General features: G+C 43.7%; 15 protein-coding genes. 2 read left to right on the forward strand and 13 right to left on the reverse strand.

What is annotated here, in order from left to right; translation table 11 throughout:
* Positions 1-46: 46 nt before the first annotated feature.
* The 12 genes from TZ97_RS06540 to TZ97_RS06595 all read right to left on the reverse strand — a co-directional run bounded on the left by TZ97_RS06540 (position 47) and on the right by TZ97_RS06595 (position 12,816).
* Positions 47-1,090, reverse strand: a complete 1,044-nt coding sequence (locus tag TZ97_RS06540; RefSeq protein ID WP_003005506.1) for a 2,3-butanediol dehydrogenase — start codon at positions 1,088-1,090, stop codon at positions 47-49.
* A 133-nt stretch (positions 1,091-1,223) separates the two neighbouring features.
* Positions 1,224-1,607, reverse strand: a complete 384-nt coding sequence (locus TZ97_RS06545; protein ID WP_003005450.1) for a hypothetical protein — start codon at positions 1,605-1,607, stop codon at positions 1,224-1,226.
* A gap of 100 nt (positions 1,608-1,707) precedes the next feature.
* The gene (gene gatB / locus TZ97_RS06550; protein WP_031572934.1) at positions 1,708-3,150 is read right to left on the reverse strand and encodes an Asp-tRNA(Asn)/Glu-tRNA(Gln) amidotransferase subunit GatB; all 1,443 of its coding nucleotides are present in this window, start codon (positions 3,148-3,150) and stop codon (positions 1,708-1,710) included.
* A complete protein-coding gene (gene gatA, locus TZ97_RS06555) occupies positions 3,150-4,616 on the reverse strand; it encodes an Asp-tRNA(Asn)/Glu-tRNA(Gln) amidotransferase subunit GatA (RefSeq protein WP_045759793.1) in 1,467 nt (488 codons plus the stop codon). Before gatA ends, gatB begins: the two co-directional genes overlap by 1 nt.
* On the reverse strand, positions 4,616-4,918 hold the full coding sequence (gene gatC / locus TZ97_RS06560; protein WP_002884769.1) for an Asp-tRNA(Asn)/Glu-tRNA(Gln) amidotransferase subunit GatC: 303 nt from the start codon (positions 4,916-4,918) through the stop codon (positions 4,616-4,618). The genes gatA and gatC overlap by 1 nt, the downstream gene beginning before the upstream one ends.
* A 119-nt stretch (positions 4,919-5,037) precedes the next feature.
* Positions 5,038-6,531 carry a glycosyltransferase gene (locus TZ97_RS06565; protein WP_045759794.1) on the reverse strand — a complete coding sequence of 498 codons (1,494 nt, stop codon included), beginning with the start codon at positions 6,529-6,531 and terminating at the stop codon, positions 5,038-5,040.
* The gene (locus TZ97_RS06570) at positions 6,528-7,811 is read right to left on the reverse strand and encodes a glycosyltransferase family protein (RefSeq protein ID WP_045759795.1); all 1,284 of its coding nucleotides are present in this window, start codon (positions 7,809-7,811) and stop codon (positions 6,528-6,530) included. Before TZ97_RS06570 ends, TZ97_RS06565 begins: the two co-directional genes overlap by 4 nt.
* 26 nt (positions 7,812-7,837) lie before the next feature.
* Positions 7,838-8,725, reverse strand: a complete 888-nt coding sequence (locus TZ97_RS06575; protein WP_045759796.1) for a glycosyltransferase family 2 protein — start codon at positions 8,723-8,725, stop codon at positions 7,838-7,840.
* Positions 8,712-9,935: a glycosyltransferase gene (locus tag TZ97_RS06580; protein ID WP_045759797.1), complete on the reverse strand. Its 1,224-nt coding sequence runs from the start codon at positions 9,933-9,935 to the stop codon at positions 8,712-8,714. The genes TZ97_RS06575 and TZ97_RS06580 overlap by 14 nt, the downstream gene beginning before the upstream one ends.
* A 112-nt stretch (positions 9,936-10,047) precedes the next feature.
* Positions 10,048-10,626, reverse strand: coding sequence for a cysteine hydrolase family protein (locus TZ97_RS06585; RefSeq protein WP_045759798.1), 579 nt, complete (start codon positions 10,624-10,626; stop codon positions 10,048-10,050).
* Positions 10,626-11,414: a GTP-sensing pleiotropic transcriptional regulator CodY gene (codY, locus tag TZ97_RS06590; protein WP_045759799.1), complete on the reverse strand. Its 789-nt coding sequence runs from the start codon at positions 11,412-11,414 to the stop codon at positions 10,626-10,628. Before codY ends, TZ97_RS06585 begins: the two co-directional genes overlap by 1 nt.
* 187 nt (positions 11,415-11,601) lie before the next feature.
* Positions 11,602-12,816 (reverse strand): pyridoxal phosphate-dependent aminotransferase, encoded by a 1,215-nt coding sequence (locus TZ97_RS06595; RefSeq protein ID WP_021153766.1) that lies wholly within the window; start codon positions 12,814-12,816, stop codon positions 11,602-11,604.
* A gap of 208 nt (positions 12,817-13,024) precedes the next feature.
* On the opposite strand from TZ97_RS06595, the gene TZ97_RS06600 reads away from it, so the two are divergent.
* The gene (locus tag TZ97_RS06600; RefSeq protein WP_003008541.1) at positions 13,025-13,477 is read left to right on the forward strand and encodes a universal stress protein; all 453 of its coding nucleotides are present in this window, start codon (positions 13,025-13,027) and stop codon (positions 13,475-13,477) included.
* A 286-nt stretch (positions 13,478-13,763) separates the two neighbouring features.
* Here the strand turns inward: TZ97_RS06600 and TZ97_RS06605 are convergent, their stop codons facing one another.
* Positions 13,764-15,164: a Cof-type HAD-IIB family hydrolase gene (locus tag TZ97_RS06605; RefSeq protein ID WP_045759800.1), complete on the reverse strand. Its 1,401-nt coding sequence runs from the start codon at positions 15,162-15,164 to the stop codon at positions 13,764-13,766.
* A 62-nt stretch (positions 15,165-15,226) separates the two neighbouring features.
* Here TZ97_RS06605 and TZ97_RS06610 point away from each other — a divergent pair, with 62 nt between their 5' ends.
* A complete protein-coding gene (locus tag TZ97_RS06610; RefSeq protein ID WP_045759801.1) occupies positions 15,227-16,189 on the forward strand; it encodes an asparaginase in 963 nt (320 codons plus the stop codon).
* The last annotated feature ends 80 nt before the right edge of the window (positions 16,190-16,269 follow it).

Here is a 16,269-nt window from a genome sequence, read left to right on the forward strand (position 1 = left end):
AAACGAAACGTTTCAGCCTTGCTTTATTTCATATAAATTTATTCGCTTATTCAGGTTGAACCAAGATCTTGATTTGGGATTTATCTTGTGTTAATTCAATAAATCCTTCTTCAACGATATTTTCCAATTTGATTTTCTTAGTAACCAATTTTTCAGCAGAGAAGTAGCCTTGTTCCATCAATTCCAAGACTTTAGGGAAGATGTGGCGGTAGGCAATAATTCCTTTGAGGGATTTTTCTTGAATAGCGAATTCATTTGGATTGATGCTAGCTTCACGTTCCCAGATAGATACAACCATACATTCCCCAGCTTTATGAACGGCTGCAAGGGCTTGACCTAAAACAACTGGAACTCCAGTAACTTCATAAGAAACATCTGCTCCACCACCTGTTAAACGATGGATGGCTTCTACAATTGTTTCTCCTTCTTCTGGGCGCACAACGATTGCTCCCAATTCTTCTGCTTTGGCTTGGCGTTCAGGAGACAATTCAACCGCATAGATTTTTGATGCTCCTGCTGCACGAAGGGCTTCAACAATCAAAAGACCAATTGGGCCCAAACCAAAGATAACAGCTGTATCTCCAGTTTTCAAAGCAGATTGACGAACGGCATACACAGCAACCGCAGCAGGTTCTGTAAGAGCGGCTTGTTCATAGCTCAAGCTATCTGGAATCACATGGACAAGATCACCATCAAGAACACAATATTTAGCAAAACCACCATCTGCAGCGAGTCCGACAAAGTTCAAGTTTGGATCTAGGTTATAATCACCAATTAAGTTGTGCTCTGCAAGAATTGGTTCGATAGTGACACGATCGCCAACTTTGACACGAGTCACATCACTTCCGACTTCTACAATTTCACCAGAGAATTCATGTCCCAAAGTAACCGGTGCTTTTTGACCAGAATACACATGTTCTTCAGTTGGGATGAAGATCGGTCCATCCAAATATTCATGCAAGTCCGTACCACAGATCCCTGTGAACTTAACTGCCACTTTTACTTGATGTGGTTGTACTTCAGGTACTTCCACTTCTTCGATACGAACGTCTTTTGCTGCATGCCAGCGAGCTGCTTTCATAGTAGCCATATGATGATCTCCTTGTTTTCACCTTTTTTGTTTTCTTTTCAGGAAACTTTATATTTAAAATTGTAAACGTTTTCCTTTTGTTTGTCAAGGAAAAACTGAAGATGAAAAAGAGCAGCCCTTTGACTGCTCCTTCTTATTTCTTCTTGATCCGAGAAGATTCCAATCTCCACCCAACAATCCAACCAAGGACTAGGAGATAATTTTCAAGCGCACCGATCCCATTGACCGGCAGATGATAGTGAAAATAACTGAAGAGATGATTAGTACCGATCCCAAGCCCACCTAGGATCAAAGCCAATAGAACCGTTCGAAGATAAAACCAATCGTATTTGAGATTGACAGCAATCAGGATCACAAGGACCGCCACATTCCAAATCCCAATCTCCCGTTGCCAACCGACAGAAATACCATATCCCGAATGACTTCCCATATAGGATGGAAAGAATAGCTGGAAGATAATCGCTCCAGTCATGGCAATGATAACTAGGACAAATAAGACTCTTAAAAATTTGTTCATGTAACTCCTCCTAATGTCAGTTGATATGTAATGATCTTTCCTATTCTAATACAATTTTATGGATAGTAAAAACCAACCTCTCGGCTGGTTTTTTTCTCTATTAGTCTTCTTTCAACTTCGCCAATTCTTGGGCAAGTAACTTGAGGGCTACTTGTGGGTTGGCTTGGCCTTTGGTTGCTTTCATGAGGAAACCTGTGAAGGCCTTGTCTGCATTCCGTTTTCCTGACTTGAAGTCAGCTACGGCTGCTTCGTTGTCTGCAAAGACTTGGTGGATGATTGGGATCAAGACTTCAGGATCTGAAATCTGTACCAAGCCAGCTTTTTCAACGTATTCACGCGCTCCACCACCGTTTTTCGCCAAGTGAACGAAGACTTTCTTGGCAATCTTAGATGAAATCGTTCCATCTTCGATGATGGCAATCATTTCTACCAAGTTTTCTGGTGTCAATTGGATTTCTTCCAGTGTTTTACCTTCTGCGTTCAAGAATTGAGCGACTTCACCTTGGAGCCAGTTAGACACTTGTTTGGCATCGCCACCAAGGGCTACAGCTGCTTCAAAGAAGTCAGAAGTAACTTTCGTCGCTGTCAATTGGTTGGCATCATAGTCAGACAAACCAAGCTCTGCCACATAGCGAGCACGACGGTCTTTTGGAAACTCTGGCAACTCTGTGCGCATTTCCTCGATCCACTCATCTGAGATTTCAAAGAGTGGTAGGTCTGGTTCTGGGAAGTAACGGTAATCCGCTGCTCCTTCTTTGACACGCATAAGAATGGTGCTCTTATTCGCTTCATCATAACGGCGTGTTTCTTGACGAATAACCCCACCTGAACGCAAGATTTTCGCTTGGCGCTCAACTTCGTATTCAAGACCTTTACGGACGTTTGAGAAGGAGTTCAAGTTTTTCAACTCCGTCTTGGTACCAAATTCCTCTTGACCGTATGGGCGAAGTGAAATGTTGGCATCCACCCGCATCGATCCTTCTTCCATCTTGACGTCTGAAATACCTGTGTATTGGATGACTTCTTTGAGGGCTGTCAAATAAGCATAGGCTTCTTCTGGAGAACGCATATCGGCTTCAGATACGATTTCGATCAATGGCACCCCTTGACGGTTGAGGTCTACATAAGAGAAACCGTCTGTTCCGTGCGTGTTCTTACCAGCATCTTCTTCCAAGTGGGCCCGTTCAATCCCAATTTTCTTAGTTGAGCCGTCTTCCAATTGCACTTCAATCCAACCGTTGTAACCGATTGGCTCGTCAAATTGCGAAATTTGGTAGGCCTTTGGATTATCAGGGTAGAAATAGTTCTTCCGGTCAAAGTGCATGTGCTGATGGATATCCATATTCAGCGCCAAAGCAGCCTTGATACCAGCATCCACAACACCCTTGTTCAAGACAGGAAGCACCCCTGGGAAAGACCAGTCAATCACATTGGTATTGGCATTTTGCTCGTTCCCAAAGTGAGCAGAGGTTGGTGAGAAAATTTTTGAGTTTGTATTCAATTCAACGTGGACTTCAAGTCCGATGACTGTTTCAAAGTTCATTAATTGTCACCTCCGAAAATAAGGGGTTGTTGCTTGTGGTAATCCGTCGTAGCTTCAAAGGCAGCTGCAGCTTGGTAGATAGTTTCTTCAGAATACTTAGGACCAATCAACTGCAAACCAACTGGAAGACCTTGCGCAAAACCTGCAGGAATCGAAATTCCTGGAAGACCTGCCAAGTTGACTGGAATGGTCAAGAGGTCAGCCAAGTACATGGCAACCGGATCATGGTTGAGCGAATCCAAATCAAAGGCTACACTTGGAGCTGTTGGACCAAGGATGAGGTCGTAATCCGCAAAGACTTTTTCGAAGTCTTGGATAATAAGGCTACGAACTTGACCAGCTTTCTTGTAGTAAGCATCGTAGTAACCAGATGACAGACTAAAGGTACCCAGCATGATCCGGCGTTTAACCTCATCACCAAATCCTTGACTGCGAGTGTTGACATAAATATCATCCAAATTCTTGGCATCTTCCGCACGGAAACCATACCGAATGCCATCGAAACGTTGCAAGTTTGAAGAGGCTTCCGATGAAGCGATGATGTAGTAGACAGCAACCCCGTATTTAGAATGAGGCAAGCTGACTTCTTCTACAACTGCACCGAGTTTTTCAAAGTGCTTAGCAGCGTTGAGGATGGTTTCTTTGACTTCTGGGTCAATCCCTTCCCCAAGGTATTCCTTAGGAAGGGCAATCTTCATACCTTTGATATCTTGACCGATCTTAGAAGTATAATCTGCTACGCGGACGGGCGCTGAAGTTGAATCTTTGACATCTTCACTGGCAATGACATTGAGCAAGAGGGCATTTTCCTTAACGGTTGGTGCAAAAGGACCAATTTGATCCAATGAGCTACCAAAGGCAATGAGACCAAAGCGGGAAACCGTTCCATAGGATGGCTTGAGACCAACAATCCCATTAAAGGCGGCCGGTTGGCGGATAGAACCCCCAGTATCTGAACCAAGGGACAAACGGACTTGCCCTGAAGCCACAGCTACAGCAGAACCACTAGATGATCCACCAGGAACCTTGCAGTGGTCCCAAGCATTCTTGGTTGGTCCATAGTAAGAAGTCTCACCAGATCCCCCCATGGCAAATTCATCCATGTTGGTCTTACCAACGACAATCATCCCTTTTGCTTTGGCGTTAGCAACCGCTGTCGCATCAAAGATTGGCTCGTAGTTGTAGAGCATTTTTGATGCCGCAGTCGTCAAGATGCCATCTGTTGAGATATTGTCTTTGACAGCGAGCGGAATCCCTGACAGAAGGTTATCTGCATCGATTCCTTTTTCATCAATGGCCTTAGCTTGCGCAAGGGCAGCTTCTTCGGCCACCGTTACAAAGGCATTGATGGCTTCTTCACGCGCCTTGATATCGTCAAGCGTCGCTTGTGTCAATTCCGTTGCCGAAATTTCCTTAGAGACAAGGAGGTCGTGCAACTCTTCAATGGTTTTATGGTTGAATGACATTAGGCATCTCCTCCATCTTCTAGGATAGCTGGTACCTTGATGTAGTAGTTATCTTTTTCAGGTACATTTTTAAACAAGCGGTCACGGTCTGTCCCTTTTTCAGCAACATCCGGACGCAATACGGTCTTACGATCCGCCATGGTCGTTGTTGGGGCAACGCCTGTTGTGTCCACTTCTTCCAACAATTCCACCATGTCGACAATTTTCGATAAGGTTGTCGCAAACTCAGCTGTCTCTTCTGGAGAGAATTTCAATTTTGAAAGATTGGCAACGTGGGTTACCTCTTCTTGCGTAATTTTCATCTTGCTTCCTTTCGTGAAATGATGATTTTTCAATACCTTCTATTTTACCATAATTTAGCCCAATTTGCTTGCCTTAGAAAAAAACTGTAGGACTTTTTTGTCGCTACAGATTCTTCTTTTTATATTTCTTTTCCGCCGAATTGCCCCATCTTCATTAGAGTCTCTTTCCAGACTTCCTGGACGTTAGAAGCGAGGTAAGAAGAGGCCAAGTCATAAGAAGCCTGATGAAATGGAGCGAGGTCGCTTTCAAAGAGCTGGACCAGCTTGTCTGCCAACTCTTTCACCAATTGTTCTTCTGGCATTGTCTCGCTATAAGGTACCAAAAAGCCATTTTCACCCTCTTTTATAAAAGTCGGATTGCCATAACGGGCATCAAAGCCCAGCAAGGCCAAACCTGCTCCAGCCGCCTCCATCAAGGTCAAACCAAAGGTCTCCCACTGAGAAGTGGTGAGGTAGGCTTGGTAGCAAGGATAGATCTGCTGAAGATCCGCATGACCGCGTAGGTGAATATAATCTTGCGCTGCAAGCTCCTGAATCAGGTGGCGCAAGTTGTCCGCTTCTCCACCCTTTCCATAAATATCAAACTGAAGGATTGGGAGTTGTTCATGAGCTTGGGCCACTACTCGAATGGCCAAATCGATGCGTTTCCTTGGATCCAAACGGGAAGCTGTGAGCACACTAAAGGGAGGTCGATCTCCTTGTGATTCTGTCAATTCTTCTAGATGCCCAACCGGAATGCTATAGATTGGAATTCCTTGGCATCCTTGTTTAGCAAGTGTCTGCTCCAAGACTTCTTTTTGAAGATCCGTTGCCGTGATGAAATAATCGAAGCGTTTAGCATACTTGAACACATAATAATATTCATAATTGAGATGGCCATTTTCAAATTCATGCTCCGAATGAAACACCATGGCGAGCTTTGAAGAAGCAGGTTTCTCCAACAAAGGGCGAGCAAAATCCATGCGCGAAGCCCGGTCAAGCAAAATTAGATCTTCTTCTTTTAGCGACAGCTGCGACAAAAAACGTCTCATCACTTCTGTATGGTTAGTTAAAATCTCAGGCCCCAGTTTATAGAGCCAACTTCCACCTAACCTCGATTCTTCAAAAGCGATAGTTCCATCTTGATGGTGATAGGTCCGTCTGAAAACACTACCATACTGAAAATACTCGGTAGCGAGTTTACAAGCTCCATAATACTCTCGCTTGATCCTATTTCCAGCCAAAAGATAGTCTACATAGCGGACACAGTTTGGATGATAGGGATCCAAATGAAAGCTCAAGGCGTTTCCATCCGCAAATTGGTAGCGAATGACTCTTTCCGTTTTTTCAACAACATCCAGACGAGTCAGTTGAAACTCCATTTGCAAGGCCCCTACCGACTTTTGAGGGACCGTAGTCTGTTGATCAGTAAAAGTTAAATGGGCAAAAAGCAGTTCCTCATCCCGGTGCCCCAATGAGAGGTAATAGGCCAATTTTTCTGGAGTGGGCCAAGTGGTAAAGACAAACTTCGCTGCCACTCCTAGTCTCCGGAGCATCTTTGCCCGAGAGGCTTGTGCAACATCAACCCCATTAGGTTCGAATCCCACTAATAGATTAAAGGTATAAATGGTCATGCGGTTCCTCCCTCTAATCGCTTAAACAGCTCTTCCAAAGCTTCTTTTTCAGGCAATTTCAAGATTCGTGCCTGCTCTCTTACCAATTCTTTGTGGGTCTCTGGATGCTGGAGCAAGGTATCTAGTTGCTGTTTCATTTCTTCGACTGTATCTGTGATTGTGCTCAAGTTTTTATAGGCTTCCTGATGAACCGTGCTCTTCAAACCAAATAAGACTTGCCCATTTTCAAGAGCATGAAGACTACTACTCCACACTTCTTCTCCCTGGTTGCAATCCAGATAAATAGAGCAGCTGGATAACAAGTCCTCATATTTGTCCAGCGAAATCCCTGGATAGAGGCGCACATTGGAGCGAGTCGCTAAGTCTGTTAATTTCGGCCCCATAGCCGTCAAAGCAGCAATGTGAAAGGTGACTTGTGGGAATTGATGGACCAGGCTAGATAGGCCTTCGACCTCTTGAGAAGCCGTCATAACCATGGCTTCTGGTTGAAAACTTTCCTGCTCCACATTTACCAGCCCTGACAAGGCTGTGATTCCGTCTGTTTTCTCACTCAACAGACTATCTTCTACCAACAAAATCTGACTGACTTGTTCTTTGATCTCGTCTAGATCATGCGCATTACTGGCACAGTAAGCGAGTCTTTCCTTTGGTATCTCTTTCACAACATCTAGCAATGACTTGTCCATCAAAAGAACGGCTTCATCTTCCGGCAAGACTTGTTCTAGGACATCTCTTTGCAGCTCTTCCTTACTGGCATACAGGCAATCCCGTCCCTTAGGAGTTTGAAGCAAAAAGGTTCCTTGTGAGACAAAGTGAAGCAAGACTTCTTCTTGCTGACGGTTCAAATAGATGTCTAAATAGGATTGGCCAGCTTCCGTAAGGAGACTCTGTTTGCTTCTCCAGCCATAGCGGTTGTATACATCAATGGATACGATCTCTTCTCCCTGACCAAACCATTCCACTCTGTCAACCGTTCGTGACAAGATATCCTCTCGCAAAACCACGTTGGCACGACGTTCCTCCCCATCAAAAAGATAGGTCGTGATCCCTAGTGTCCAACATTCCCATAATTCTGGAACTGTTAGATCATTGAAAAATAAAGGTTTTCCAATTTTTGATACTGGGTCTTTTTGGGTAAAAAAGGTCGCAAGACTCTCTGTCTGTTGATCTAAATCTGTTTCCAGATTGGTCACAAATACTCGGTAGGGCTGGCTAAGTTTGTTCAAGTATTTTTGCAAACGATCCAGCTCTCTGGTCTGCTCTGATGCAATAATGAACATGCTGATCCTTTCTCATCAATAAGGGGTTAGTCCATCGTTTCAACAAAACGGAGGTTGGTCACCACGCGCTCATAGGTTTCTGAGCCTTGCAAGCCTGCTTCCTCTAATTTTTCAAGGGCCCGTTTCAAGCGCGTTTTGTAGATATAGCGATGCCAAGTCAAATCATAGCCCAACATCCCCAGTAGAGCCAACTTCTCCTGCTTAGCTTCCATCTCATCGACGACTCGCTTTTCGGTCCAAACCTGGGACAGAGTATCTGCACGCCCCACGCGATACCAATAAATACATTTCTCCGTATGAACTACTCGATGGGCTTTTAAGAAGAGCTTGTACATCAGGAAGTTGTCTTCAACATTTTTTCCGACTGGAAAACGAAGCCCTTCAAATAAGCTACGCTTATAGAGCTTCATCATGGCACAAGCCCAGGCCATATCTCTGGTCTCCTGGATGGCATCGTGGTCCATGATCTCTCTCCCCTCATAAAGAGTCTCTGAATAATCATCATCCGTTACCTTGATCAAGTATTTGCTACTACTGTCATCATAGAGGTTATAGTTAGCTACGGAAACATCCGCATTATACTTTTGAAGTTGGCGATAGAGCACTTCTACATAGTCCTCCGTCACCCAGTCATCTGGATCAATAAAGGTGATGTAATCCCCAGTCGCTAGCTCAATCCCTGTATTCCGAGCAGCAGATAAGCCCCCATTTTCTTGGCGAACGTAGCGGATGCGCGCATCCTTCCTAAAAAATTCTTTACAGATCTCTTCTGACTGGTCTGGCGAACCATCATTGACCAATATGATTTCTAAATGTGGGTAAGTCTGATAGATAACCGTTTCCAAACATTGTCTCAAATAAGCTTCTACATTATAGATGGGAATGATGATACTCACTACTTCATTTGTTTCCATGCTTCTTCTCGTTTCTCTTTAAATAATCGTGAATCGCTGCCACCATCTCCTGCACCTGATCATCCGCAAATACTTGGTTCACACCATTCTCTACATGATTGGTTCCTTCAAAAGAAAAAATCGGTAAACCCAATTGATGGATCCTTTGCGTCATCTGATCCACCTCATCATAAGGATTGATATCCAAATAGAAATCCAATTTTTCTAAGACCTTTCGACTGGTCAAAGGATCAAAAGAGGGATAAAGAAAGAGGTTGGGGTAGCGTTCCAATTGCACCAAGTTAAAACCAAAATGGCTATGGGCAAGGACATGAATCGCTACGTCTGGCAACTCTTTTAACAACGTCTCCAACTCGTGGATATCTGCTGTATGGGTATAAATGGCAGCATGATAAGGAAATTCTCCCACTAGGTCTTGATAGGTTTGCTTCAAAATCGGTTTTCGAAGCAAAATTTCCTCCCAAGAGAGGGCATAGTAAAACCACCATTGTTCCCGAAAACGATTGAAGCGTTTGGAGGCCCATGGTTTATTATGAGAGGTGTAGTGAATGACCGCTGGAATCCCTTGAAAGGCATCGTACCAGTCTAGATCTCCATAGAGGTATTGATCCTTATCAGACCCCACTTGTAAATTATAGGTCCAAGGTAATGGAAACCACGCATCTTTGAAATACAGATTCAAAATTCCTTGATCTCCATAGACCTGTTGATGATGCTTGCGAGTAAGGTCAAAAAGTGCCTCTGTCACTTGGTGCTCTTGCCACCAAGTCTTATCAATCACCAAAAGTCCAGCATTAAATCCATCTGTCGTCGTTGGCTTATCTACCACTGCACCCAGTCCATAACCTTTTAGATCAACCTCAAACAAAGGCGATAAATCCTGTGTAAAAATCATGTCACAATCCAGATAGAGGATCCGCTCTTCCTCCACCATCTCTGGAATAGTGTAACGGAAATAGGTCGCATAGTGAATATGGTCACTTGGAAGCGAGAAGGATTGGAATTGCTCGGGAGACATCCGACAATTGATCACTTCTGAATCCAACTGGCGCAAGCGCTGATTCATGATGGCAAACCACTCTGTTGGTAGATCTTCATTTAAGACATAAATTTTCAACTGATCCTGATGGGCACACAGTGACTTCATAGCGGTTTCCAACTTTTCCATATAAGATAGATCCGCTGAAAAGACGACAGCTTTTTTACTCATAACTCCCCCTTATTTTCTTCCATTAGAATACCATTTTCAAGAGAGGAAGACAATTTCTAGGCCCGAAAAAGAGGCCTAGACAAATGTCTATGACCTCTTTTACAATCTTTTCTTATTTAGTATCTAATACAGCTAGTGCGCCGTCTACCAAGCTTGCCCCTAAGACATGCTTAAAATGATTCAAGGCAAACTGGTGATTTTCAGGAGTGAGCGACGCCACTGCAGGTTCTACGACTTCAATCTGATAGCCGAGATTGTAGGCATCAACCGCTGTATGAAGGACACAAATATCAGTCAAGACCCCAGTCAAAATGACGGTATCTACATGACGTTCCCGCAGGCGGATATCTAGGTCCGTTCCTGAAAAAGCAGAATAATGACGTTTGTCCATCCAAAAGACGCGTGGATCCGCTTTGTGCTCCCGATAAAAATCTGCCAAAGGTCCGTACAAATCACGTCCGCTAGTCCCAATGATATTATGAGGTGGGAAGAGCTTGCTTTCAGGATGAAATGGATCCTCTACATCATGCGCATCAATGGCAAAAAAGACATAGGCTCCTTGGTCAAAGGCCAATTGGGTCACCTGAGCAATGGTCTCAGAAATGGCTTGTGCAGGAGCACCTGCCGTAAGTTTACCATCATCTGCTACGAAATCGACAGTGTAGTCAATTGAAATCAAGGCTTTAGTCATTAGTAATCTCTTTTCTTAATTTCCTCAAAGATATCTGGAATCAACACTTTGAGATAGGTTCCCTTCATTCCAAGAGAACGGCTTTCAATAATACCAGCTGACTCCAATTTCCGGAGTGCATTGACAATCACAGAGCGGGTAATGCCAATCCGATCCGCGATGATAGAAGCAGTCAACTGTCCCTCATTTCCTTTCAATTCACTAAGGATGGCAGAAACAGCCCGCAATTCAGAGTAAGACAAGGTATTGACAGCCATATTCACCGCTGTCCGACGACGAATATTCTTCTCGTCTTCCTCGCGTTGGTAGTTCAACATTTGAATCCCTACCACGGTACTCGCAATCTCAACCAAGATCAAATCATCATCCGCAAACTGTTTATCATTGCGCCAAATGATCAAGGAACCCAACCGAATCCCAGAAACATGGATAGGCGCAATGGTGGTCAAGCCATCAGGAAATTCAGACTTGGTTTCGACCGGAAAGATACTCAAATCATGGTCCACATCTAAATTAGCTTCTGTATCGTAGACCAAACTAGCTGCCTTGGCATAATCTTCTGGTAATTTTTTATTTTGAAAGAAAGCTTCTACCCGGTCATTGTTGGTCTTGTAACGCATGAAATAACCAAGAAGGGTTCCCTTGCTATTAATGATACAGGCATTACAGTGGATAATATCCGCTAATTGCTGGGCAATATCATTATAAGGCATCTCGACCTGCAACTGTTCATCAGTCCGTTTCAAGATGGATGTAATTTTACGTGTCTTTTCTAATAAGTTTGCCATAATAAACCTCGCATATAGTCAGCTCAAGTATATCATATAAGTGTGGGAATTTCAATCAAATTATCTGAAAATTATTTATTTTTTCTACAATTATGCGCAATTCAGAAAAATGTCGTTTCGGTGACATGGATTTTATAGAATGAATCAAAAAAAGATTGAAGACTTTCCTCTTCAATCCTTTATCTAATTAACGTTTGTATTGTTTCAAGAAACGAGTCATTTTTTCTTGAATTTGAGCCAACTCATCGACACGTGGAAGGTAAACGATCCGGAAGTGATCTGGATCTTTCCAGTTAAAGCCACGGCCATGAACCAAGAGAATTTTTTCTTGCTTCAAGAACTCTAAAACAAATTGTTCATCATCATCCACACGGTACATGTCCCGATCAATCTTAGGGAAGATATAGAGACCAGCCTTCGGCTTAACAGCTGAGAGGCCTGGAATATCATTGATGGCTTTGTAGATGAAGTTGCGTTGTTCGTAGATTCGACCACCTGGAAGCAAGAGTTCATCCACGGATTGGTAGCCTCCAAGAGAGGTTTGCACAACATGTTGAGACAAGACATTTGAACAAAGACGCATATTGGACAACATGTTCAAGCCTTCGATATAGCCCTTCACATGGTGCTTGGGTCCGGATAGAACCATCCAACCAACACGGAAGCCGGCAATCCGGTGAGATTTTGACAAGCCATTCATACTCACACAGAAGAGATCAGGCGCTAAACTTGCAATAGCCGTGTGTTTTTCCCCATCCATGACCAAGCGATCGTAAATTTCATCCGCAAAGATGATCAAGTTATTTTGTCGAGCGATCTCTACAATCTCAAGTAGGATCTCATCTGGATAGAGGGCACCTGTTGGGTTATTCGGGTTGATGACAACGATAGCTTTAGTGTTTGAGGTGATTTTCGACTTGATATCTTCAATATCTGGATACCAGTTTGCTTCTTCATCACAAAGATAGTGAACGGCATTCCCACCAGCTAGGCTGACGGCTGCTGTCCAAAGAGGATAGTCCGGCATGGGAACCAAGACCTCATCCCCATTGTCCAAAAGTCCTTGCATGGACATGACGATCAGCTCACTCACTCCATTCCCAAGGTAAATATCATCAATATCCACATTTGGAATTTTTTTCAACTGGCAGTACTGCATGATGGCTTTGCGGGCTGAAAAAATCCCTTTTGAGTCTGAATAGCCTTCACTATCACGCGCATTCATGATCAAGTCATGGATGACTTCATCTGGAGCTGTAAAGCCAAATTCAGCAGGATTCCCTGTATTCAAACGTAGAATTTTTTCTCCATTTGCTCGCATGCGCATGGCTTCTTCCAAGACTGGACCACGAATATCGTAAGCGACATGTTCGAGTTTGCTTGATTTATTATATTCCTTCATATTCTGCCTCGATTCACGAAATTATCTCTATTATACCACTAGTTCAAATAGAGTACAAACCGAGGACTTTAAAAATTCTGCAAAAATATAGCAGAAAAGCGAGACTTTACCTTTACATTCTAGCTCAAAAGAGATAAAATATAAGTGTATAAAGAATAGGATTCCCTTCTATTCTATCCATGTTTTCAAGCTATAAGGAGGTAGGATTATGTCTCAAAAATACGAAAACATTATGGTCGCTGTCGACGGTTCTCATGAAGCAGAATTAGCCTTTGAAAAAGGGGTTAACGTTTCTCTTCGCAACGGCTCTAAATTGACGATTGCCCACGTCATCGATACCCGTGCCCTTCAAAGCGTCTCAACTTTTGATGCTGAGGTCTACGAAGAATTGCAAGAAGAAGCAAATGAATTGCTCAAGGGCTACAAGGAACGTGCTGAAAAAGTCGGCGTTCAAAATGTTGTGACTGTTGTAGAAATGGGAAATCCAAAAGTCCTCTTAGCCAATGATATCCCAAGTAAGGAAGGGGTTGACCTTATTATGGTCGGGGCTACCGGACTCAATGCCTTCGAACGGTTAATGGTCGGATCCTCCTCAGAATATATCCTTCGCCACGCCAAAGTAGACTTACTAGTGGTACGTGATAAGGATAAAACCATGTAAGAAAGAAAAAGTTATATTGAAAACTTTCCTTAGGTGAGTACGGACGTCAGCGAACTTCTTCGAAGTTCCATGACTAAGTTTTGAGCCTAAGGTCTCAAAACTCCCGAGTGCTAGAAACAATAGTGTTTCTAGCACTTGTCTCACGGCGGAAAGTTTTTCAATATTTTTTATAAATTTTAAAAATAAGAACATATTTCGACTTCTTTGTAGAGCACTTTACTTATCTTAGTAAAAAATAGTTTGTCTACATTCTAAAAAAAGTTTGGAACAAAGGTTCCAAACTTTTTTAGTTGTCTTTTTTTGCTTCTTTTTGTTTTGCATGTTTTTCGTAGGCCTTGAGCTGGCGATCGAGTTCTTTTTTGATGGCTGGTTCTGGGGCGTATTTTTCTTCCCAATCATCTGGCTTCAGAATTTTGTGGGTTACTGGATCAAAGTGCGCCTTTCCATCTGGGAAAATCTTGCCCATATTGGCCCGGTGAACAATCTCAAAGACCTCTTCAGGATCGACCCCCATTAGTACAAAGCTACCATAAGTCAGATAGAGGGTATCAATTAAGGCATCAACCTGCCCTACCATGGAGATCTCAGCTGGATGCTTGCCACGAACTTTATCTGCAGCCTTATCCAAGGCTTCGTGAAGAGCGGCTACCGAGCGGTCAAATTCTTCCTCACTTGTGCTAGCTGCTCGGACAAATTCTACCAACTCCTCTTGCTTGAACATGGTTCGATAAAGGGCGTCTTGAGGCTGCCAGACAACAGGTTTCTCCTGGGTTTCCCCATCCATCACACCATGGAAGGTTTTGACCTTATTGAAGTGATCATCCTTAGAAAGAAAGAGTTCTTTCTCTGAGAGAATACCAAAGTGTTGCAGGGCCTTTTGGATGCCATCCTTGCCATTACTGGTCGTTGTATGCTTGGCAATCGCCTTGACACTGGTCGTCCCATTTCCCATCGCAATGGACAAACCAACACCTGACAGCATCTCTAAGTCATTATCCGAATCTCCAAAAGCCATCACTTCATCGATGTCAAAGCCGAATTCCTGACCAACGATGCGGATCCCTTCTAACTTGGAAATTCCTGGGTTGAGGACATCTGCTGCAAAAGGACTAGACCGTGTGAATTTCAGATCCGGAAACTCTTTTTCAATTTTTGCAGTCTCTTCTGGACTCGATAAAATCAACACTTGGTAGATTGGTTCTTGCGCTAGTGCATAGAGGGTGTCCTGATCTTGTGGGACGACCTTGCTGACCACTTTGTTAAATCCTCGACTGACGGTACGGGCCATTTTGCGGGGAACAAAGCGACTGGACCAGGTTGAAATAGGACTCATCCCAAAACTCATGATCCGAGAACCAAATACCCCATCCTTGGTACCGAGAGCAATTTCCTTGCGGTGTTCTCGAGCATAGTCAATTAGTTGGTGCAGACTCTTTTTATCGATTGGACTGGTAAATAGCACGCGGTCCTTGGTCAAAATATACTGACCATTATAGGTCACGGCAAAATCAAAGCCATAGCGTTCCATAAACGGTTTGACAAAGGCCGGTCCCCGCCCTGTCGCAAGGCCTACATAGATCCCTTCTTCCTTTAAAGACTGAATAGCTTTTTCTGTTGATTTGAGGACCGCTCGACTATCATTCACCAAGGTTCCATCGATATCAAAAAAGACTGCTTTTATTTCCATGCCTACTGTTTCTTTCTTTTTATGATAAAATAAATTATATCACATATTCCAAGGAGCTTCACATGTTTAAGAAAATTTTAGCACTACATACCGGAGGGACCATTTCGATGGCGGCAGATGACTCTGGGGCAGTGATTACCAATGAAGTCAATCCCATGACCCAAGTCACTTCACCAATCGAAGGAATTGCAGTCACCTCAGAGGACTTCTTCAACCTTCCCAGCCCTCAAATGACTCCCCGTCACATGTTAGCCCTATATCAAAAAATCAAAGAGGAATCTCACAACTACGACGGCATCGTTATCACCCACGGGACAGATACGCTGGAAGAAACGGCTTATTTCTTGGATACCATGGAGTTACCAGAGATCGCTGTGGTCATTACAGGAGCTATGCGAAGCTCCAACGAGCTCGGAAGCGATGGCGTCTATAATTTTCTGACAGCCCTTCGAGTGGCTGCCGATCCAAAAGCACGCGATAAAGGCGTCTTAGTCGTCATGAACGATGAAATTCATGCGGCTAAGTACGTCACCAAAACCCATACCACCAATGTCAGCACCTTCCAGACACCAACCCACGGTCCACTAGGTTTGGTCATGAAAAAGGAAATCCTCTTCTTTAAAACAGCCGAGCCACGAGTGCGCTTTGATCTCGATAAAATTGAAGGTTTCGTTCCCATTATCGCTACTTATGCTGGTATGAAAACTGATCTGCTAGATCTACTGGATCACTCAAAAATTGATGGCCTCATTATTGAAGCCTTTGGAGCAGGAAACATCCCTAAAGAGACTGCCCATAAACTCCAAGAGTTCATAGATGCCGGACTTCCAATCGCTTTAGTATCCCGCTGCTTCAACGGGATCGCAGAACCCGTGTATGCATACGAAGGCGGTGGCGTCCAACTCCATCAAGCCGGTGTCTTTTTCATCAAAGAATTAAATGCCCCCAAAGCTCGCATCAAACTTCTCATCGCCCTCAATGCCGGCCTAAAAGGACAAGAACTCAAAGACTATATCGAAGGGTAAACTAAGATACAAAGCCCGTAAAATGCCAAGTGAAAATAGGAAATTGTCGCCGGGAGCGAAGCTCACAAGAGAATTTATCT

It is taken from the genome of Streptococcus parasanguinis (assembly GCF_000963275.1).
GTDB lineage: Bacteria > Bacillota > Bacilli > Lactobacillales > Streptococcaceae > Streptococcus > Streptococcus parasanguinis_B.

Coding starts and splice junctions, on each gene's coding strand:
- TZ97_RS06605 (WP_045759800.1), bottom strand. CDS start 15,164: ATGGAAATAAAAGCAGTCTTTTTTGATATCGATGGAACCTTGGTGAAT.
- TZ97_RS06565 (WP_045759794.1), bottom strand. CDS start 6,531: ATGACCATTTATACCTTTAATCTATTAGTGGGATTCGAACCTAATGGG.
- TZ97_RS06580 (WP_045759797.1), bottom strand. CDS start 9,935: ATGAGTAAAAAAGCTGTCGTCTTTTCAGCGGATCTATCTTATATGGAA.
- TZ97_RS06585 (WP_045759798.1), bottom strand. CDS start 10,626: ATGACTAAAGCCTTGATTTCAATTGACTACACTGTCGATTTCGTAGCA.
- TZ97_RS06610 (WP_045759801.1), top strand. CDS start 15,227: ATGTTTAAGAAAATTTTAGCACTACATACCGGAGGGACCATTTCGATG.
- TZ97_RS06600 (WP_003008541.1), top strand. CDS start 13,025: ATGTCTCAAAAATACGAAAACATTATGGTCGCTGTCGACGGTTCTCAT.
- codY (WP_045759799.1), bottom strand. CDS start 11,414: ATGGCAAACTTATTAGAAAAGACACGTAAAATTACATCCATCTTGAAA.
- gatB (WP_031572934.1), bottom strand. CDS start 3,150: ATGAACTTTGAAACAGTCATCGGACTTGAAGTCCACGTTGAATTGAAT.
- TZ97_RS06595 (WP_021153766.1), bottom strand. CDS start 12,816: ATGAAGGAATATAATAAATCAAGCAAACTCGAACATGTCGCTTACGAT.
- TZ97_RS06545 (WP_003005450.1), bottom strand. CDS start 1,607: ATGAACAAATTTTTAAGAGTCTTATTTGTCCTAGTTATCATTGCCATG.
- TZ97_RS06540 (WP_003005506.1), bottom strand. CDS start 1,090: ATGGCTACTATGAAAGCAGCTCGCTGGCATGCAGCAAAAGACGTTCGT.
- gatC (WP_002884769.1), bottom strand. CDS start 4,918: ATGAAAATTACGCAAGAAGAGGTAACCCACGTTGCCAATCTTTCAAAA.
- gatA (WP_045759793.1), bottom strand. CDS start 4,616: ATGTCATTCAACCATAAAACCATTGAAGAGTTGCACGACCTCCTTGTC.
- TZ97_RS06575 (WP_045759796.1), bottom strand. CDS start 8,725: ATGGAAACAAATGAAGTAGTGAGTATCATCATTCCCATCTATAATGTA.
- TZ97_RS06570 (WP_045759795.1), bottom strand. CDS start 7,811: ATGTTCATTATTGCATCAGAGCAGACCAGAGAGCTGGATCGTTTGCAA.